We start from the raw sequence: 18,805 nt of genomic DNA, 5'->3' as shown, positions 1-18,805 counted from the left end.
GAGGGGCCCGCCGGGCGCGGCTACTTCGTGATGCCGTGCTCCGCCGCCCAGTCGTTCGCGACGTCCTCGGGGTCCTTCCGGTCCTTGTCCACCAGGCGGTTGAGCTCGGTGAGGTCCTCGGTCGTCAGGACGGCCCCGAGACGGGCGAGCGCCTTGCGGACCGTCGAGTCGGCCTTGCGGTCGGCGATCAGCGGAACGACGTGCTGTCCGGGGATCAGGTTCCGGGGGTCGGTGAGGACGACCCAGCCCTCGGCGGCGATGTCGGTGTCGGTGGTGAAGAGGTTCGCCACGTCCACGTCGCCCTTCTTGAGGGCTCCCTTGACCAACGGGCCCGAGGAGTCGAGGGACTTGAACTCCTTGAACTCCACGCCGTACACGTCCTTGAGGCCCACCGAGCCCACCGTGCGCTTCTTGACCTCGGGGGCCGCGCCGATGACGAGCCTGCCGTTGTGCTTCGCGAGGTCGGCCAGGGACTTCAGGCCGTACTCCTCGGCGGTCTCCTCGGTCACCGCGAACGCGTCCGCGTTCTCCGCCTCGCCGTACGGGAGTATCTGGAGGCCGCGCGGCAGGAGCATCGCGAGGGCGTTCTGCATCGTGCCCTCCTCGGTGGCCGTGGCCCCGGCGTCGAGGTAGTGCAGCAGTGCGCCCTGGTACTCGGGCAGCAGATCGATGTCGCCGCCCTTCAGCGCGGGGATGAGGATCTCGCGGGTGCCCAGGTTGGGGCGGACCTTCGTCTTCACCCCGGACGCTTGGAGCGTCGCGGCGTAGAGGTACCCGAGGACCTGGTTCTCGGTGAAGTTGGCGGTGCCGATGGTCACGCCGCCCTCGCTGGAGCCCCCGCCCCCGCCGCCGGCCCCCTCCCCGTCGAGGGAGGTGATGCCGCTGCTGCACGAGGCGAGCGCGGGGACGGTGGCGGCTGCGAGGAGTCCGCCGAGGAGGTTTCTGCGGTTCATGGGGGGGCTCCTAGGCCTGGGCCCGCGGGGCGGGGCGGTGGCGGAAAAGGACGCGCTGGAGGGCGGAGAGCGCGAGATCGAGGACGACGGCGACGAGCGCCACGAGCACCGCGCCGCCGAGCACCTGCACGAGGTCGCGCTGGGCGAGCCCGTCGAAGACGTACCGGCCGAGCCCGCCGAAGGAGACGTACGCGGCGATGGTCGCCGTCGCGACGACCTGGATGAGCGCGAGCCGGAGCCCGGTCATGATCAGGGGCAGCGCGAGCGGCAGTTCGACCTGGAGGAGGACCTGGTGCCGGCGCATGCCCTGGCCGCGTGCCGCGTCCCGCACCTCGGGGTCGACCGCCGTCATCCCGGCGTAGGTGTTGGTGACGATCGACGGCACCGCGAGCGCGACGAGGGCGATGTAGACCGGCCACATCGACAGGCCGCTGGCGAGGAAGACGAGGACCACGAGCCCGACCGTGGGCAGCGCCCGCCCGAAGCTGGAGAGGTTGATGGCGATGAACGCGCCGCGCCCGGTGTGCCCGATGAGCAGACCGACCGGCAGGGCGATGGCGGCGGCGACGAGGGTGGCGAGCAGCGAGTACTGGAGGTGCTCGGCGAGCCGGTGGCCGATGCCGTCGGAGCCGGTCCACTGCTCGCCGCTGACCAGCCAGGAGCCGAGGCCCGTGAGGAGTTCGTACATGAGGTCAGGCCCCCTGCTTCTGCCGGCGGGTCCACGGCGTCAGGACGTACTGGAGCGTGACGAGCAGGGCGTCCGCGACGAGTGCGAGGAGCAGGGTCAGGACGACGCCGACGATGACGGGGGTGGGGAAGTTGCGCTGGAACCCGTCGGTGAAGAGCTGCCCGAGCCCGCCGTCGCCGATGTACGTGGCCACCGAGACGAGGGAGATCGCCATCACCGTCGCGATCCGTACGCCCGCCATGATCACGGGGAGCGCGAGGGGCAGTTCGACGGTGAGCAGGGTGCGCAGCGGCCGGGAGCCCATCGCCTTCGCGGCTTCCTTCGTCCGGGCGGGGACGGAGTCCAGGCCCTCGACGGTGTTCCGCAGGAGCACGACGAGCGTGTAGATCGTCAGGCCGATGACGGTGGTGGTGCGGGTGAGCCCGCTGACCGGCAGGAGCAGGACGAACACGGCGATGGACGGGATCGTGAACAGGACGTTCGACAGCCCGAGGAGCAGCCCGCGCAGCCTGCGCACCCGGTGGGCCACCACCGCCAGGGGGAGCGAGACGAGCAGACCGAGGAGCACGGCGGTCAGGGCGGCCTGGAGGTGGGAGAGCGTCAGGGCGGTGAGATCGTCGGTGTGGTCGGCTATCCACGACCAGTCGACACTCATGCGGCCACCGTGCTCGCCGCGCTGTGCACCCGGCCCGCGCGGTCGTGGATGTCCTCGCGGGACGTCACACCGGTGAGGACGCCGTCCGCGTCGACCCGGGCGACCAGGCCGCTCGGCGCGGCGATCGACTCGTTGAGCGCGGAGAGGAGCGAGTCGGTGTCCCGCAGGGGCCGGACCGGCATCTCCGCCTCCGTCTCCTGCTCGCGCCAGGCCAGCGGCTTGCGGGCCGCGTCGAGGGCGAGCCGCCAGCGGCCGCCTTCGGGGGCGGGGCCCTGGGCGAGCCCTTCGAGCGTCGTCAGGGACAGCAGCTTCAGGCCGCGCTCCGCGCCGAGGAAGTCCGCGACGAACGCGTCAGCGGGGCGGGCCAGCAGCTCGGCGGGGGAGGCACACTGGACGAGATGGCCTCCGGTACGGAAGACGGCTATCCGGTCCCCGAGCCGTACGGCCTCGTCGATGTCGTGCGTGACGAAGACGATCGTCTTGTTCAACTCTCTCTGAAGTCGCAGCAGTTCGTCCTGGAGCTGGGTGCGCACCACCGGGTCGACGGCACCGAAGGGCTCGTCCATCAGGAGGACCGGAGGATCCGCCGCGAGTGCGCGGGCCACGCCGACGCGCTGCTGCTGGCCGCCGGAGAGCTGGTGCGGGTAGCGCTTCCCCGCGTCGGCGGCGAGGCCGACGGTCTCCAGGAGTTCCGCCGCCCGCGCCCGCGCCTTTCCGCGGCCCCAGCCGAGCAGCAGCGGTACGGTCGCGATGTTGTCCAGGACGGTGCGGTGCGGGAAGAGCCCGGACTGCTGGATGACGTAGCCGATGGAGCGACGCAGCTCGGCGGCGTCCTGCTCCAGGACGTCCCTGCCGCCCACCCTGATCGTCCCGGAGGTCGGCTCGACCATCCGGTTGATCATGCGGAGCGTGGTCGTCTTGCCGCAACCGGAAGATCCGACGAGGACGGTCACGCCCCCTTCCGGCAGGTCGAGCGTGAGGTCGTGCACCGCGATCGTGCCGTTCGGGAAGCGCTTGTGGACCTGGTCGAATTGGATCATGAGGAGTCCCTTGCCCGACTGCATATCGTCATGCAGAGTTCTCGGTGACTGAATAGGTTGTCAATAGGTCGTCGCCGTGCGGGGGTGAATCCCTGGCGGTCAGTGGTCGCAGGACGAGACGGAACGCCCGACAGAGGAGGAATCGCTACTGATGTCGTCCCCTATCCCGGACCGGGCGGCAGGCGGCAACCATGCGGTCGTCGTCCTTGACGGCCGCCGCATGATGGTCGCAGATGTCGTACGCATGGCCGAATCGGTCGCCCGTCCCCTTCCGGCGGCCGACGGCATGAAGCGTGTGGAAGCCTCCTGGAACGCCGCGCGGGAGATCGCTTCGTGGGGCCGCGTCTACGGCCGCTCCACCGGTGTCGGCGCGAACCGGAACGAGACCGTGCCCACGGAGGCGGCCGCCGACCACGGTCTGCGCCTGCTGCGCAGCCACGCCGGGGCGATCGGCGAGGAGCTGCCCGCACGGCAGGTCCGCGCCATGCTCGCCGTCCGCGCCAACCAGCTCCTCGCCGGCGGCGCCGGGCTGCGCCCGACCATCGTCACCGCGCTCTGCGAGGCCCTGGAGACGGGCGCCTACCCGAAGGTCAACGAGTTCGGCTCGGTCGGCACCGGCGACATCGCCGCGCTCGCGCAGATGGGTCTCGCGCTGGCGGGCGAGCATCCCTGGCAGGGCGCCGGGACCGCCCCCGCGCCGCAGTCCCTCGACAACAACGACGCCCTCGCCCTGATCAGCAGCAACGCCCTCACCCTCGGCCAGTCCGCCCTCGCCCTGCACGAGCTGCGCACCCTGATCGCGGCCACGCAGGTGGTGGCGGCCCTGTCGCTGATGGCGATCGACGGCAGCTACGAGGCCTACGCGCTGCCCGTGCACGAGGCACGCCGGCACGCCGGTTCGTACGCGGTCGCGGAGCGGATGAGGCTGCTGCTCGGCGCCCCCGACCGCCCCACGCCACCGCTCGGCCGGATCCAGGATCCGTACGGCTTCCGCTGCGTGCCGCAGATCCACGGGCCCGCGCACGACGCGGCGGACGCGCTCGAAGAGGTCCTCGCGGTCGAGATCAACGCGGCGGCCGAGAACCCGCTGATCTCGGCCGACGATATGGCCGCCTACCACCACGGCGGCTTCTACCTGGCCCAACTCGGCCTCGCCCTGGACCACTTCAGGCTCGCGGTGACCCAGGTGGCCCGCCTGTCCACCTCCCGGCTCTCGACGCTGAACGAACCGGGCTTCACCCGCCTGCGTCCGTTCCTCGCGGACGCCGAGCCGGCCTCCTCGGGCGTGATGATCCTCGAATACGCGGCCGGGGCGGCGCTCGGCGATCTGCGGGCCTTCTCCGCGCCCGCCTCGCTCGGCCACGCGGTGCTCTCGCGGGGGGTCGAGGAGCAGGCGAGCTTCGCTTCGCTGGCGGCCCGGCAGACCCTGCGGGCGTGCCAGGCGTTCCGGCTCGTCGTGGGCTGTGAACTCGTCGCGGCCGTGCGGGCGTTGCGCCAGCGGGAGCTGCGCCTCGACCCGGAGCTGCCGGTCGGCCGCGCCTTCGGGCTCGCGGCCCCGGTGCTCGACGCGGAGCCGGCCGACCGGCCGCTGACGGACGATGTGGACGCGGCGGCCGGGCTGCTCGACCGGTTCGCCGAGCTGGGGGAGGCGTAGGGGCCTGATCCAGACGCAGACCCCCTGGGGCCCGGGTGCTCACCCGAAGGTGAAGACGTAGGCCTGGAGGCCGCTTCGGCGTCGCCCGGGGGCGGGGCCGGCTTGCCCGCGGCCCCGGCGGACCGCCCGGGGCCGCTCTTCCGCCTCCCGTCCCTCCTCAGGAGCGGGTGGCGGTCCCGCAGCCCTCGTCCTCGGCCTCGCGCATGCGTTCCTCCATCGACGTGCTGCGGTCGTACGGGTCGACCACGGCGCCGTCGTCGCCCGCGTCGGCGGCGGTGCGCTCGGAGGGGAACGTGGGGGTCAGATAGCCGGTGTAGGTGTCGCAACCGCCGTTGGTGGTGTCCACCTTGTAGGAGACGAGGGAGAACGTCCCCGGCTCGATCACGATCTTCGCCGGGTCGTCCCAGCTCATCACCACCTCGCGGCGCACGATGGTCCGCGCGACCTCGTCGCCGTCCCTCCCGGCCCGCACCACGGGGTAGACGTAGGTGATGTCGGTGGACACCTCCACCGCGCCGCGCTCGCCCTCCCGGAAGGTGACCCGGCCGCGGGTCTTGACCACGTCCCCGGCCGGCCGCACGTCGGCGGACCGGAAGCGGCTGAACAGCAGGAGCGGGTCGTTCTCGCGGTCGGGTGCGCGGAGCGCCTTCCCGAGGAAGCCCCGTACGTCCGACTGGTGCGGGTTGATCAGCGCGATGGCCCTGTCCGGCCGCTCACCGCGCAGGACGGCGGGGTCCAGGCTGGACGCGGCGAGGAAGTCCCGGGTCTTCGTGAGCGCTTGTGCGACCTGCGCCCTGTCCATCCAGCCGGTCGCCCGTGCGTCGGGCAGATGGATGCCCGCCGTTCCGTCGCTCCATCGCGCGGCCGGTGAGCCCCTGAACGGCTCGTCCGGGGTGGGGGGCCGCTCCGCCGCCTCCTGCGCGGGCGGCCCGGTCGGGCGCTCCGACTCCGCGGCGAGGGGTGTGGCGCTCGTCCCGTCGCCGTCGTCGAACCAGTCGGAGATCCCCCAGGGGCCGACGGCCACGACCACCACGGCGACGGCGGCCACCAGGCCGAGCACGGCCCAGCCCTTGCCCTTGCGCCGCCGGGCCGGGGTGTACGTCCGCCACCCCTCCGGGCGGCCGGGCTCCTCCTGGAGCCGCTGGGCCACCATCCGGGCCCGCGCCGACGGTTCCTCCGGCGCCCCCGCGCCCCCGGCCTCGGCCTCCTTCAGGAAACGCTCCCACTCCTCGTCCGGTATGGACGCCCCGCCCTTGCTCAACGCACCGCTCCCGTCACGCGTGTTGTGCTCGGTCCCTCCCCAGGTCCGAACGTTGTACGGGGCATCATCACACGGCCCTCCGACACCCGGCGGCGAGCGGTCCGGTCACCGGCCGGGCGCCCCGAAGCGCAGTCCGTCCATGACGAGATCCAGGAGCCGGCCGGCCCTCGGCTCCCAGTCCTCGTGCGGATCGATCTGCCAGAGACCGGCGATGGCGAGGAAGAAGTCGTCCGGGGTCACCCCGGGGCGGACGGCGCCGGCGTCCTCGCAGGCGCGGAGCAGGGTTCCGGCCGCCTCCATGACCGGGGCGGGTCCGGGCTTGGCGGGTCCGCCCGGCGCGCTGGTGACCAGCCGGATCGCGTCCGCCAGACCGGCCTTCGTCAGGGCGAAGCGGGCGAGGCGGTCCATCCACTCGCGCAGGGCCCGTTCGGGCGGGAGCGTCGACAGCAACTCGCCCGCCGCATCGGCGACCTGCCGCATCTCGTAGCGGTAGACCTCCAGGACGAGCGCCTCCCGGTGCGGGAAGTTCCGGTAGAACGTGCCCTGCCCGACGCCCGCCTTCCTGGCGATCGCGCTCAGCGGGGCGTCCGCACGCCGTGTCAGCTCGACCATGGCCGCGCGCAGGATGCGCTCGCGGTTGCGCTGCGCGTCGAGACGCAGGGGAGCGTCCTTCCTCGGCTGCGACACGGATCCTCCTCGCGGGTTCGGCCGAAACCCGTCCTTGTTGACCGGACAACTGTCCGGTACGTTTTCTCCCTTGAGCGGACAACAGTCCGGTTAGGGCTACCTTAGCGCCGGTCGCGTTCGCCGTCCGCCGGTTCGACCGGCCGTCCGCCGGTGGCCCGGTTCCGGCTCACCAGAGACCTTGAGAAGGCTGATCATGGCCCCAGCGCCCTCGTCGACGTCCAGTGCGATCACCCTGAACGTCAACGGCGAGAAGCACCACCTGTCCATCGACCACCGCACCACCCTGCTCGACGCCCTGCGCGAGCGCCTCGACCTCACCGGCACCAAGAAGGGCTGCGACCAAGGACAGTGCGGCGCCTGCACCGTCCTGGTCGACCGGCGGCGCGTCGTCTCCTGCCTCAGCCTCGCGGTCGCGGCCGAGGGACGTGAGATCACCACCATCGAGGGTGTGGCCGGAGACGATGGCCTGCACCCCGTCCAGCAGGCCTTCCTCGACCTCGACGGCTATCAGTGCGGCTACTGCACGCCCGGCCAGATCTGCTCGGCCATCGCCGTCATCGAGGAACACGCGGCCGGCCGGCCGAGCGCCGTCACCGACGACCCGGGGCCCGGGGCGGGGCCGCCACCGCTGACGCCCGACGAGATCCGCGAGCGCATGAGCGGCAACCTGTGCCGCTGCGGCGCCTACGTCTCGATCGTCCAGGCCGTCGCCCGCGCCGCCGAGGCGCACGCCGAGGGCCGGACGGCAGCCACGAAGGAGGCCGCCGCGTGAAGGAGTTCGGCTATCGGCGCGCCCACGACGTCACCGACGCGGTCGCCCTCCTCGCCGCCGACCCGCGGGCGCGGTTCCTCGGCGGCGGCACCAACCTCGTCGACCTGATGAAGTCCGGCGTGGAGCGTCCGGACCGCCTCGTCGACATCCGCGAACTCCCCCTGGACCGCGTCGAACCCACGGCGGACGGCGGCCTGCGCATCGGCGCGACCACCACCAACAGCGATCTCGCCGCCCATCCCGAAGTCCGCCGCCGGTACCCGGCGTTGGCCCAGGCCGTGCTGGCCGGAGCCTCCGGACAGCTGCGCAACATGGCCACCGTCGGAGGCAACCTCCTCCAGCGCACCCGCTGCGGCTACTTCACCGACCTCTCCCAGCCCTGCAACAAGCGGGCTCCGGGCAGCGGTTGCCCCGCCGTCGCCGGCGAGCACCACAACCACGCCGTCCTCGGCGCCTCCGGCCACTGCGTGGCCGTCCACCCCTCCGACATGGGCGTGGCGCTGACGGCGTTCGACGCCGTGGTCTCCTACGAGAGCGTCGACGGGCCCGGCGAGACGCCGTTCGCCGACTTCTACCTCCCCGTCGGGGACACCCCGCACCGGGAGACCGCCCTGCCGCCCGGCGCCCTGATCACCCACGTCAGCCTGCCCGCCGCGCCGGTCGCCGCCCACTCGCGCTACCGCAAGGTGCGCGAACGCGCCTCGTACGCCTTCGCCATCGGCTCCGTCGCCGCGGCGCTCGACATCGAGGACGGCCTCGTACGCGAAGCGCGCCTCGCCCTCGGAGCCGTCGCCTCCCGGCCCTGGCGCGCCCGTGCGGCGGAAGCCGTACTGACCGGCGCACCGGCCGACGGCGCGTCCTTCGCCGCCGCGGCGGACGCCGAACTCGCCGCCGCCCGGCCGCTGCCCGACAACGGATACAAGGTGACCCTCATGCGCAACCTCGTGGTCTCCGTACTCACCGGACTCGCCGCAGGGGACGCCCGATGACGGCCGCCACGCCGGGGCCCCGGGCCGTGCGCGGAGCGGTCGGCGTCGCCCACACCCGTGTCGAGGGCCGCGACAAGGTCACCGGCGCGGCCCGCTACGCGGGCGAGATCCCGTATCCGGACCTGGCCCACGGCTGGCTCGTGCTGTCCACCATCACGCGGGGCCGGATCCTTGACGTGGGGAGCGCCCCGGTCCTCGACATGCCGGGCGTGCTCACCGTGCTGCACCACGGCAACGCCGCCCGGCTGAAGACCGACTTCACCGGCCAGTTCGGCACGCCACCGGACCCGACCTGCGCCGTCTTCCAGAACGACAGGGTGCCGTTCGCCGGCTGGCCGGTCGCGCTGGTCGTCGCCGAGACCCCCGAGCAGGCCCGGGAGGCCGCCGAAGCGCTCGTGGTGACCTACGACCGGGAGCCCCACGACACCGCGCTCGTCGCCGACCACCCCGGCGCCCGCCTCGCCGACTCCCAGACGTCCGCCGGGACGGAGAACGTCGACCTGGAGGAGCGGCTGACCGCGTCCGCCTTCGTGGTGGACGGGCGGTACACCACCCCCGAGGGCCAGCACAGCATGATGGAGCCGCACGCGGCGACCGCCCGCTGGGAAGGCGGCCGGCTGGAGGTCGTCGACTCCAACCAGGGCGCCGGCTGGGTGCAGGGCGAGCTGGCCCGGATGTTCTCGCTCGACGCGTCCTCGGTGCGGGTGCGCTCCGAGCACATCGGCGGCGGATTCGGCAGCAAGGGCCTGCGCGCCCACCAGGTGTCCGCGGTGATGGCCGCGACCGCCCTGCGGCGACCGGTGCGCGTCGTGCTGACCCGGCGTCAGACGTTCTCGCTGGCCGGCTGCCGCAGTCCCACCATCCAGCGGGTGAGGCTCGGGGCGGCTCCCGACGGCCGGCTGCTGGCCCTGGAGCACCTCTCGCTGAACCAGACGTCGACGGTGCACGAGTTCGTCGAGGCCGGCGCGGGCGTCGCCCGGGTGCTGTACGGCGCCGAGGCGCACCGCACCGCCAATCACGTCGTACGGCTCGACGTGCCGTCCCCGACCTGGATGCGCGCACCGGGGCAGGCCCCGGGGTCGTTCGCGATCGAGACGGCCCTCGACGAACTCGCGACCCGCGCCGGTGTCGACCCGATCGAACTGCGCCTGCGCAACGAGCCGGAGACCGGTCCCGTATCGGGGCTCCCGTTCAGCAGCCGCAATCTGGCGGCCTGCTTCCGGGAGGGCGCGCGCAGGTTCGGCTGGGCGGACCGTGACCCGCGCCCCGGCACGCGCCGCGAGGGACGCTGGCTGCTGGGCACCGGCACGGCGGCGGCCTCCTACGGTGCCGGCGCCGCCCCGTCCACCGCCCAGGTCACGGCGGAGGAGGACGGTTCCTTCACCGTACGGATCGCCGCGGCCGACATCGGCACCGGAGCCCGCACCGCGCTCACCCTGGTCGCCGCCGACGCGCTGGAGACCGTACCCGCACGCGTCCTGGTGCGCGTCGGCGACAGCGACTTCGGCCCCGCGATGATCGCCGGCGGCTCCATGGGCACCCGCTCCTGGGCCTGGGCGGTCACCGCCGCCGCGGCCGAACTGCGGGAACGGCTCGCGGCGACCGCGGTGATCCCCCCGGAGGGGATCACCGTGCGGTCCGACACCACCGGGGCGATCGGGGACCTCGCGCGGAAGGAACGGCACTCCTACGGGGCCCAGTTCGCCGAGGCCGCCGTCGACACCGCCACCGGCGAGGTCCGGGTGCGCCGCATGCTGGGCATCTTCGCCGCGGGCCGCATCGTCAATCCGCTCACCGCCCGCAACCAGCTCGTCGGCGGGATGACCTGGGGCATCTCCATGGCCCTGCACGAGGAGGCGGTCCGCGACCGGAACAGCGGCGGCCACTACGCCCCCGACCTCGCCGGCTACCACGTGGCCACGCATGCCGACGTCCCGGAGATCGAGGCGGACTGGGTGGAGGACGACGACCCGGACGATCCGGTCGGCATCAAGGGCGTCGGGGAGGTCGGCATCGTGGGCGCGGCGGCGGCCATCGCCAACGCGGTCTGGCACGCCACCGGCGTCCGTCACCGGGATCTGCCGATCCGACCCGGCCGGGTCCTCGCGGCGACGGTGCCGGGCCCCGCCGGGGGAGCGGCGGACCCGGGCGCCTGACCGGAGGCCCGCCCGTCCACCGGGAACCGTGCCCGGAGTCCCACCGGGACCGGAGGGCCGTCATCCGGTCCCGAGTCCCCCGCGGATCTGCTCGACGACGGCGCCGACGAGCAGGTCGAACTGCTCGTCCGCGGTGGGGAGGGGCAGGGCGGCGGCCTCCCGGAGGGTGGGGATGTCGAGGTCGGCGTGGGCGGTGAGCCAGTGGTCGGGGACGAGTGTGTTCCGGTCGTCCCCGGTCCGGCCGACGGGCCCGTCGACCACGAGGGCGAAGGACAGCACGAGCAGGGAGAGCTGGCGGTGCGCCGCGAGCGCCGCCGGGAGGTCCAGGCCGACGTCCCGCAGCAGCCGGAGGAAGCGGTCCAGGTTGAGCAGGCGGTTGGGGTGCACCGAGGCCGGGGCCGTGTCCTCGTCCAGCGAGACCAGCAGGGCGCGGGGCCAGCGGCGATAGAGCGCGCGCAGGGACCGGGCGTAGTCGCCGACGGAGTCCTCCCAGGCCGCGGGGTCGAGCGGCGGCGGGTTCCAGGAGGTCAGCATGAGGTCGACGGCCAGGCTGACGACTTCGCCGCGATCTTCGACGTAGTTGTACAACGCCCTTACGGTCACTTCCAGTTCGGCGGCGAGGGCGCGCATGGTGACGGACGGGAACCCTTGGGAGCCTGCCATCTGAAGAGCCTTGGCGGCGATGATCTCGCGGGTGAGCACGGGGCGGCCCTTGCGCGTGGCGGGTCGGCGGCGAGGCGTGGCAGGCATGGCGACAGCGTACGGTCCCGCTTGAACTTCACGCATGTTGACTTTAACGGCGGGTGCGGCCAGGCTGGCCGGGCACGGGCCGTCCGGGCCCGTCCGCCCGCTCTCGCTGCGCGGGCCTGTGTGCGCCCCCGACGCTCGGAAGCCGGTTTCCGCATGCCTCCTGCTCAGAAGTCCCGCCGCCTTCCGCCGCTGAGCGGGGTCCTGGTGCTCGTGATGGCCTCCACGGGCCTGGTGGTCGTCGACCTGACGATCGTGGCCATCGGGCTCCCGCTGATCAGTGCCGACGTCGCGGACGGAGCCTCGGCCGAGTCGGTCGTGGTGACGTACATGGTCGCCATGGGCGCGCTCACCCAGGTCGTCGGAAGCCTGTCGGACCGGTGGGGCCGGCGGACCCTGTTCCTCGCCGGGATCGCCGTGTTCACCCTGGCCTCCCTGGCCGCGACCGTGGCGCCGGACCTGCTGTGGCTCAACGCCGCCCGGGTGGTCCAGGGGGCGGGAGCCGCCGCGATCATGGTGAACGGCGTTCCGTTGCTCTCCGACCGTTACGCGGGCGGGGAACGCGACCTCGCGATCGGCGCCTGGGGCTCGTTCGCGACGGCGGCGGGCCTGCTCGCACCGACCCTCGGCGGTGTGCTGGCCGAGACCTTCGGCTGGCGGGCGGTCTTCGCGGTCAACCTGCCCCTCGGCGTGGCCGCCTGGGTGCTGGCCCGACGCGTGCTGCCCCGCTCCGCGGGGACTTCGGGGGAGGGGCGGACGGACTGGCTCGGCAGCCTGCTGCTCATGCTCGGCCTCGGCACGGCGACGCTGCTGATGCTCCGCCCCGGCGACGCGGTCTGGTCCGGGCAGGAGACCGCCGTGCTGCTCACCGCCGGCCTGGCGCTGGCCGCCTTCCTGGCCGTACAGCTCCGGGCCCCCGCGCCGACCCTGGAGCTGCGGATGTTCGGCCGGCCCGCGTTCTCCGGCGCGATGCTGGCCGTCCTGCTCTCGCGCGTCCTGACCATCGGCGGCTCGGTCTACCTGGTGCTGTACTTCTCCGACGGCCTCGGTCTGAGCCCGACCGCGGCGGGACTGCTGATGACCCCGATCTTCCTCGCCCAGATCGTCATGGGCATGGTCGGCTCCAAGCTGATCGGCAACCGGGCGCCCGGCCCGGTCATCGCCGTCGGCTACGCGCTCAAGGGCGTCGGCCTCGCCGCTCTGGCGTTGCTGATCACCCCCGGCACCCCGTGGTGGGTGCTGCTGGCGCCGCTGCTCGCCTGGGGAGCGGGCGGCGGGATCGCCGGCGCGCCCGTCATGGCCGTCGCCGTGCGGGTCACGGCCCCCGAACGGGTCGGCATGGTCTCCGGGACCGTCGCCACCCTCGCGTCCCTCGGCGCGGGGGTCGGCACCGCCGCGCTCGGCGCGGTCTTCGCCCGCCACGGCGGCCCCGGCGCCGAGGCCGTCACCGACGGCGCCCGGGTCGTCCTGGGCGCGTCCGCGGCGCTCGCGGCCGTCGCCGTGCTGACCACGCTCACGCTCATCGGACCGCGCCGCGTGCCACGCCCCGACCCCGGCGAGTGAGGGCCGGCGGGCGGTCCGGCCGGGGGCGGGGCGCGCGGGCCTCACGCACCATGGCGTCCAGCGCGCCACGCTCGTACGTCCGCACCTCCGTGCCGGGCCGGAACGAGCGATCCGGCGTACGCACAGCCCGTATCCCGTATCCCGTATCCCGGAGAGACGAGCGGTCCCGCACACGTTTGGCGGGGCCGTTCGGGGTCACTCCCCTACAGCGGCGCGAACCACCGCGAGCGGGACCGCCCCGCGTGAGTGACCCTGGAGTGCGCGCCGAGACCGAGGAGGCACGGACCGTCCGACGAGGGAACGACCGCTGACCGCACAGGGAGACACGATGCGTGACGTACGCAGGATTCTGCGGGCCAAGGTGCTGAAGGCCCGAGGACTGGCCACGGAATCGGACGGCAAGGCGCTCGACGACCAGGACCGCAGGGACGAGGGCCGGCGGCAGCAGGCCGAGGCGCGCCGCCACGAGCAGCGGGACCGGCCCGACGGGCGTCCGGGCCGTTGAGCGGACAAGGGGTCCGGGCACCCGGGGGCGAGGACGGCCCGGTGACGCGGCAGACCCCGTCGGACGCGTCCGGCAGGGCCGCGCGGCCGGGCGCGGAAGCACCCCGGCCGGGCAGGGTGCTGTGTCTTCCCGGCGTCTACCGGCCGCAGACCGACACGCTTCTCCTCGCCCTGGCCATGCGCCATGAGGGGATCGGCCCGGGCACGGATCTGCTGGACCTCTGCACCGGGAGCGGCGCGCTGGCCCTGCACGCCGCCCGGCTCGGCGCCCGCGTCACCGCGGTGGACATCAGCCGCCGGGCCGTGGCCTCAGCACGGCTGAACACCGCGTTCGCCCGGCTGCCCGTCACCGTGCGCAGGGGTGATCTGCTCGGGGCCCTGCCGGGCCGGACGTTCGACGCGGTCGTCAGCAACCCCCCGTACGTTCCCGCTCCCGGCCTGTCGGTGCCGTGGCACGGGGCCGGCCGCTCCTGGGACGCCGGCCCCGAAGGGCGGGTGGTCCTCGACCGGATCTGCGACGACGCCTTCGCCGTGCTGCGCCCCGGCGGTCTGCTCCTGCTGGTCCAGTCGGCACTGAGCCGCCCCGAGGAGACGGTCGGCCGGCTGTCCGCGGCCGGGCTGGACGTCTCCGTGACCGACCGGGTGACGATCCCGTTCGGACCGGTCACCCGCGGCCGGGCCGCCTGGCTGCGGGCCCGGGGCCTGCTGCCCGACCGGCTGGACCGGGAAGAGCTGGTGGTGATCCGTGCCCGGAAGGAATGAGAGGCCGCGACGCGTGGTGCTGAACCGGGAAGGCCCCATCCTGGTGGAAGGGCCGGTCGAGGTCGTGGGCGACGACGGTACGACGGCCCGGTCCGACCGCTTCGTGGTCGCGATCTGCACCTGCCGCCGCAGCCGCGCCCACCCCTGGTGCGACACCAGCCACCGCCGCCGCCGCGACCTGGCCGGGCCCTCCGGGGCGGCCCCGCCCCGCGACCGACGGCCCCAGGACGGCGAGGAGGAGACCCGACCGTGACGACACCGGCCACCGATCCCCGTGGAACCATCTCCCGCGAGAGCCCCGCGGCCCCTCCCGGGCTTCCCCGGGCCCGCGGGCCCCTGAGCGAGAGCGTCCTCGCCGTGCTGACGGGCGCCGGCACCCGCCTGCCCCCGGCCGGCGCGGTCCACGCCTCCGACCCGTACGGGGACGACCTGCACCTGCTCCTGTACGTCCTGTACGAGCTCCACTACCGGGGGTTCGACGGCGTGGACGAGCGCCTGGAGTGGGACCCCGCCCTGCTCGGCGTGCGCGCGGCCGCCGAGGACGTCTTCCTGGATGCCCTGCGCCGTGACAGCGGCCCGGGCGGGAAGGACGTGGCAAAGGCGGTCGACGCGCTCCAGCTGGAACCCGTCGGGGACGACGGCCACAGCGTCAGCCACCACCTCCAGCGGGAGGGGGAGCTGTGGCAACTGCGCGAATACGCGGCCGTGCGCTCCCTCTACCACCTCAAGGAGGCCGATCCGCATCTGTGGGTGGTGCCCAGGCTCCGGGGCCGGGCGAAGGCGGGCATGGTCGCCATCGAGTTCGACGAGTTCGGAGCGGGCCGGGCCGAGAACATCCACGCCCAGCTCTTCGCCGACCTGATGACCGACCTCGGCCTCGACGCCCGCTACGGCCGCTACCTCGACGCCGCGCCCGCGCAGGCCCTGGCCACCGTCAACCTGATGTCCCTGTTCGGGCTCCACCGGCGGCTGCGCGGCGCGCTGGTCGGGCACTTCGCCACCGTGGAGATCACCTCGTCCCCCGGATCGAGGAGGCTGGCCGAGGCACTGCGCCGGGCGGGCGCCGGAACCGCGGCCCAGCGGTTCTACGACGAGCACGTGGAAGCCGACGCGGTCCACGAACAGGTGGTGCGCCACGAGGTGATCGGCGGCCTGCTGGAGGACGAGCCCGCTCTGGCGGCCGACATCGTCCTGGGCATCGAGGCGACCGGCCACCTGGAGGGCCTCCTCGGGGACCACCTGCTGGCCGCGTGGCGCGAGGGGCGCTCCGCCCTGCGCACACCGCTGACGCGGCCCTGAGGAGGGGCGGGACCCAGAGCCGCCGAGGTGCCGACGGCATGATCAGAACCCCTGCTCATCCCCTGATCTGTCCAGGGCTAGCCCTCGGAGCTGTCCGCATCCGAACCCGTCAGGGGGCTCCCTGGAGCACTCCGTCGCGCACCCGCTCGCAGGACTGACTGAGCAGCCGCGACACGTGCATCTGCGAAATGCCCAACTGCTCGGCGATCCGGACCTGGGTCATGTCCTGGAAGTAGCGGAGGTACAGGATGGTCCGCTCCCGCTCGGGAAGCCCCCGCAGCCCCGGCTTGACGGCCTCGCGGTCGACGGCGACGTCCAGCGCCGCGTCGCAGGAGCCCAGCCGGTCGGCCAAGGGCGAGCCGCCCTCGACGCCCGCGGGCTCGGCGTCCAGCGAGATGGCGCTGTAGCTCTCCAGGGCCTCCAGACCCAGCAGCACGTCCTCCTCGCCGAGCCCGGTGGCCGAGGCGAGGTCGGCACAGGTCGGGGCCCCGGCCCCACTCCTCTGCGCCAGCTCGCGCCGGGCCACCCGCACCCGGTTGCGGAGGTCCTGGACGCGGCGCGGGACATGGACGTCCCAGGTGTGGTCACGGAAGTGCCGCTTCAGTTCCCCGGTGACGGTGGGTACGGCATAGGTCTCGAAGGCCTTGCCCCGCTCCGGGTCGTAGCGGTCCACCGCCTTGACGAGCCCCATCGCGGCCACCTGCCGCAGATCGTCCATGGCTTCGCCGCGGTTACGGAAGCGGGTGGCGATCCGGTGGGCCATCGGGAGCCAGGTGCAGATCGTCTCGTCGCGCAGCGCGTCCCGCTCGGGCCCCGGAGGAAGCGCCCGGAGCCGCTGGAACGCCCGGTCGGGCGACCGGGGGCCCGTGGCGTGGTCGGGACCGGGGGCGGCTGCAGCCTGCATGGGTGGTCACTCCTCGTCGACGATGAGGTCGGTCAGCCGCAGGATGATCACCGGGCGGGACGAAGGCGCCGCCCGGAATCCCACGGGCGCGCCTCTTGTCCGAAGCACACAAAACACCCCATACCCGAGGAAATAACCACTAAACTTGGACAGCTGTACAGGGCCGACGAATCGGTCCGCGTGTCAGCCGGAGAGCGACGCCGGTCGGTATCCGTGAGCCGTGGCGTCCACATCGAAGATCGCCGCGCCCGCCGTGCTCACCCGTTCCTCCCGCCGCTCACCCGCTGCCCCCGTCGTCAGGCTTCGCCCCCCTGGATGTCCGCCTCGTCCGTGACATGCACGGCCGCTTCCTCCGCCGAGGCGGCGCCGCCGTCGATGCCCACGTCCTCGGCGTAGACGTCGTTCTCCCGCCCGGTCGCGTCGTCCGCGCCACTGAGCCGGCCTGCCCGGGGCTCGACGGTGGACCCTTCCCGGGGCTCTCCCTCGCCCTCGGCGAGGTCGCCGATGCCGTCGCCGACGGGCTGCTCCACATCGTCGACCTCCTGGGCGAGCCGCTGGTCCAGCGATTCGCCGCGGCGCTCCTCCGCCCCCGTCGTGCCGAACTTGGTCACCCCCAGGGGGCGTTCGGGAGGGCTGTAGCCCTCTTCCATCTGGTCGTCCAGATCCCGTTCGCCGAGCGTGTTCTCCAGGTCGAGCTCATCGTTCGGCGGAATCCGGCCGTCGTCGTCCTGCGGCTGGTACACATCGTCGCCGCGTGCGTCTGCGGGCATGTCCTGCTCCTCCGTCGTACGTGCGGCCGTCCGGCCCGGATGGTGATGGGCGTCAGCGTCCGAGGGCCTTGCGGAGCTCTTCCTTGTTCATGGAGGAACGCCCGTCGATGTTCTTCTTCCTCGCCTCCGCGTACAGCTGGTCCTTCGTGGGACCCTGCGCGCCCTTGTGGGAGCGTTCGCCGCCGCGTTCGTAGGCGGACTTCGCGTCCTGCGTCGACGTCCTGCTCGCCGTCCTCGACTCGCCGGACCGGGCGCGCTGCTTGTTGACGGTCCGGGCCGCGATCTCCTTCGCACGACCCTTCGACGCGCCCTGTTCCTCCTGGCTCTCCTTGATGTGCTCGTACTGCCGCTCACGCTTCTTGCTGGATCCGGCCGGCATGGCGTACTCCTCACTACGTCTCGGGGGACGCCCCACGCGTTACCCGTACGGATCCCACTAAACAGCGCACCCCGGCACCTCGCTCCCGGACGCGTGCAACGGAGTAGCGCCGCTGAACTCGGCGGACGGCGCCGACGGCTGCTTTCCCAACCGGTCGGCGCCTGAGCTCCGCGTACGCCGGATACCTGCTGCTGGAGTACCCCCACTGCAGAGGCCAAACATGCCCCGGCCGACGACCGGCCGTACGTGTCCGTCCTCAGCTCACGGACGGGGGCGCAGACCGGGGCCGCCGGTCGCAGGGGTGCCGGAGACGCTGCCGACCAACTGCGCACAGAGGTCGCGGAGTTTCACATTGCGGTGCTGCGACGCGGTGCGCAGGGTCCTGAGTGCCTCTTCCGGGCCGCAGCGGCGCTGGTTCATGACGATCCCGGCCGCCTGGTCGATCACGGCGCGTGACTGGAGGGCGGCCTCCAGGTCGGCGGTGAAGGTCCGGGTGTCCGAGAGCCGCTGGGCGAGCGCGACAGCCCCCGTCGCCTGGGCGGCGAGGGCGCGCAGCCCGCTCAGATCGGCGTCCGCGAAGCCGTTCTCCTTGGGCGAGTAGAGATTCAGGGCGCCCGCCGTGTGGGAGTGGGCCGCGATCGGCAGGGACAGCGACGACAGGGCCCCGGCGGCGACCGCGAAGGCGGGGTAGCCGTTCCACCGGTCCTCCACCCGCATGTCGCTCACATCGACCTCGTGCCCCTCGCGCAGCGCCTCCAGACAAGGGCCGTCGTCCTGCCCGTACTGGGCCTCGTCCAGCGGTGGGGCGCTGATGCCCGCGCTGGCCACGGTGAGGGGGCGGTTCTCACGCTCCAGAGTCACCCCGCAGCCGTCGGCCGTGGGGGACATGAGCAGGGCGCTCCGGGCCAGCGCCCGGAGGAAGTCGTCCAGCGTGTCCGTCTCCAGCAGGAGGGAGACGAGGTCGGGCGGCCCCGGCGTGAGCCCTCCGTCATCGGTCATGGTCGCTCCCTTCCCGGCCTGAA

Annotated in this window: 20 protein-coding genes; 9 read left to right on the top strand and 11 right to left on the bottom strand. The window is 73.3% G+C overall.

Annotation, left to right across the window (positions count from 1 at the left end; all coding sequences use genetic code 11):
* Positions 1-20 precede the first annotated feature (20 nt).
* Genes OG245_RS03645 through OG245_RS03630 form a run of 4 tightly spaced genes read right to left on the bottom strand, consistent with a single transcriptional unit; the run spans position 21 to position 3,360 of the window.
* Positions 21-953 carry an ABC transporter substrate-binding protein gene (locus OG245_RS03645; protein WP_371622099.1) on the bottom strand — a complete coding sequence of 311 codons (933 nt, stop codon included), beginning with the start codon at positions 951-953 and terminating at the stop codon, positions 21-23.
* 10 nt (positions 954-963) lie between these two features.
* Entirely contained in the window at positions 964-1,641 is a 678-nt protein-coding gene (locus OG245_RS03640) for an ABC transporter permease (RefSeq protein WP_371622098.1), read from the bottom strand.
* 4 nt (positions 1,642-1,645) lie between these two features.
* Complete coding sequence (locus OG245_RS03635; RefSeq protein WP_018957998.1) at positions 1,646-2,296, bottom strand: ABC transporter permease; 651 nt, start codon at positions 2,294-2,296, stop codon at positions 1,646-1,648.
* Positions 2,293-3,360: an ABC transporter ATP-binding protein gene (locus OG245_RS03630; protein ID WP_371622097.1), complete on the bottom strand. Its 1,068-nt coding sequence runs from the start codon at positions 3,358-3,360 to the stop codon at positions 2,293-2,295. The genes OG245_RS03635 and OG245_RS03630 overlap by 4 nt, the downstream gene beginning before the upstream one ends.
* A gap of 127 nt (positions 3,361-3,487) precedes the next feature.
* Between OG245_RS03630 and OG245_RS03625 the strand changes: the two genes are divergently transcribed.
* A complete protein-coding gene (locus tag OG245_RS03625) occupies positions 3,488-4,990 on the top strand; it encodes an aromatic amino acid ammonia-lyase (protein WP_371622096.1) in 1,503 nt (500 codons plus the stop codon).
* 157 nt (positions 4,991-5,147) lie between these two features.
* Here the strand turns inward: OG245_RS03625 and OG245_RS03620 are convergent, their stop codons facing one another.
* Together OG245_RS03620 and OG245_RS03615 are read right to left on the bottom strand one after the other, a co-directional pair.
* On the bottom strand, positions 5,148-6,251 hold the full coding sequence (locus OG245_RS03620) for a hypothetical protein (RefSeq protein ID WP_371622095.1): 1,104 nt from the start codon (positions 6,249-6,251) through the stop codon (positions 5,148-5,150).
* Between the two features lie 105 nt (positions 6,252-6,356).
* Positions 6,357-6,938 carry a TetR/AcrR family transcriptional regulator gene (locus tag OG245_RS03615; RefSeq protein WP_371622094.1) on the bottom strand — a complete coding sequence of 194 codons (582 nt, stop codon included), beginning with the start codon at positions 6,936-6,938 and terminating at the stop codon, positions 6,357-6,359.
* Positions 6,939-7,131: 193 nt separating this feature from the next.
* Between OG245_RS03615 and OG245_RS03610 the strand changes: the two genes are divergently transcribed.
* From OG245_RS03610 to OG245_RS03600, 3 genes are read left to right on the top strand one after another with little or no spacing between them, the layout of a single operon-like run.
* Entirely contained in the window at positions 7,132-7,710 is a 579-nt protein-coding gene (locus OG245_RS03610) for a 2Fe-2S iron-sulfur cluster-binding protein (protein ID WP_371622093.1), read from the top strand.
* Entirely contained in the window at positions 7,707-8,699 is a 993-nt protein-coding gene (locus tag OG245_RS03605) for a xanthine dehydrogenase family protein subunit M (RefSeq protein ID WP_371622092.1), read from the top strand. Before OG245_RS03610 ends, OG245_RS03605 begins: the two co-directional genes overlap by 4 nt.
* Complete coding sequence (locus OG245_RS03600; RefSeq protein WP_371622091.1) at positions 8,696-10,855, top strand: xanthine dehydrogenase family protein molybdopterin-binding subunit; 2,160 nt, start codon at positions 8,696-8,698, stop codon at positions 10,853-10,855. The genes OG245_RS03605 and OG245_RS03600 overlap by 4 nt, the downstream gene beginning before the upstream one ends.
* 60 nt (positions 10,856-10,915) lie before the next feature.
* Here the strand turns inward: OG245_RS03600 and OG245_RS03595 are convergent, their stop codons facing one another.
* Positions 10,916-11,605: a TetR/AcrR family transcriptional regulator gene (locus OG245_RS03595; RefSeq protein WP_371622090.1), complete on the bottom strand. Its 690-nt coding sequence runs from the start codon at positions 11,603-11,605 to the stop codon at positions 10,916-10,918.
* A 153-nt stretch (positions 11,606-11,758) separates the two neighbouring features.
* On the opposite strand from OG245_RS03595, the gene OG245_RS03590 reads away from it, so the two are divergent.
* The 5 genes from OG245_RS03590 to OG245_RS03570 all read left to right on the top strand — a co-directional run bounded on the left by OG245_RS03590 (position 11,759) and on the right by OG245_RS03570 (position 15,730).
* Complete coding sequence (locus OG245_RS03590) at positions 11,759-13,165, top strand: MFS transporter (protein ID WP_371622089.1); 1,407 nt, start codon at positions 11,759-11,761, stop codon at positions 13,163-13,165.
* A 328-nt stretch (positions 13,166-13,493) separates the two neighbouring features.
* Positions 13,494-13,670, top strand: coding sequence for a hypothetical protein (locus OG245_RS03585; protein ID WP_371622088.1), 177 nt, complete (start codon positions 13,494-13,496; stop codon positions 13,668-13,670).
* Between the two features lie 41 nt (positions 13,671-13,711).
* Entirely contained in the window at positions 13,712-14,431 is a 720-nt protein-coding gene (locus OG245_RS03580) for a HemK2/MTQ2 family protein methyltransferase (RefSeq protein ID WP_371622087.1), read from the top strand.
* A gap of 13 nt (positions 14,432-14,444) precedes the next feature.
* Positions 14,445-14,684: a CDGSH iron-sulfur domain-containing protein gene (locus OG245_RS03575; protein WP_371622086.1), complete on the top strand. Its 240-nt coding sequence runs from the start codon at positions 14,445-14,447 to the stop codon at positions 14,682-14,684.
* Positions 14,681-15,730 (top strand): iron-containing redox enzyme family protein, encoded by a 1,050-nt coding sequence (locus OG245_RS03570; protein WP_371622085.1) that lies wholly within the window; start codon positions 14,681-14,683, stop codon positions 15,728-15,730. The genes OG245_RS03575 and OG245_RS03570 overlap by 4 nt, the downstream gene beginning before the upstream one ends.
* A gap of 109 nt (positions 15,731-15,839) precedes the next feature.
* Here the strand turns inward: OG245_RS03570 and OG245_RS03565 are convergent, their stop codons facing one another.
* The 4 genes from OG245_RS03565 to OG245_RS03550 form a co-directional block, all read right to left on the bottom strand.
* Positions 15,840-16,634: a SigB/SigF/SigG family RNA polymerase sigma factor gene (locus OG245_RS03565; RefSeq protein WP_371622084.1), complete on the bottom strand. Its 795-nt coding sequence runs from the start codon at positions 16,632-16,634 to the stop codon at positions 15,840-15,842.
* A gap of 296 nt (positions 16,635-16,930) precedes the next feature.
* The gene (locus OG245_RS03560) at positions 16,931-17,404 is read right to left on the bottom strand and encodes a DUF5709 domain-containing protein (RefSeq protein WP_371622083.1); all 474 of its coding nucleotides are present in this window, start codon (positions 17,402-17,404) and stop codon (positions 16,931-16,933) included.
* Between the two features lie 52 nt (positions 17,405-17,456).
* Positions 17,457-17,783: a plasmid stabilization protein gene (locus OG245_RS03555; protein ID WP_371622082.1), complete on the bottom strand. Its 327-nt coding sequence runs from the start codon at positions 17,781-17,783 to the stop codon at positions 17,457-17,459.
* Between the two features lie 261 nt (positions 17,784-18,044).
* Positions 18,045-18,782 (bottom strand): GAF and ANTAR domain-containing protein, encoded by a 738-nt coding sequence (locus tag OG245_RS03550; protein ID WP_371622081.1) that lies wholly within the window; start codon positions 18,780-18,782, stop codon positions 18,045-18,047.
* Positions 18,783-18,805 lie beyond the last annotated feature (23 nt).

It is taken from the genome of Streptomyces sp. NBC_01116 (assembly GCF_041435495.1).
Classification (GTDB): domain Bacteria; phylum Actinomycetota; class Actinomycetes; order Streptomycetales; family Streptomycetaceae; genus Streptomyces.
Note: the sequence above shows the minus strand (reverse complement) of the source record. Positions and strands in the feature narration are given on the sequence as shown.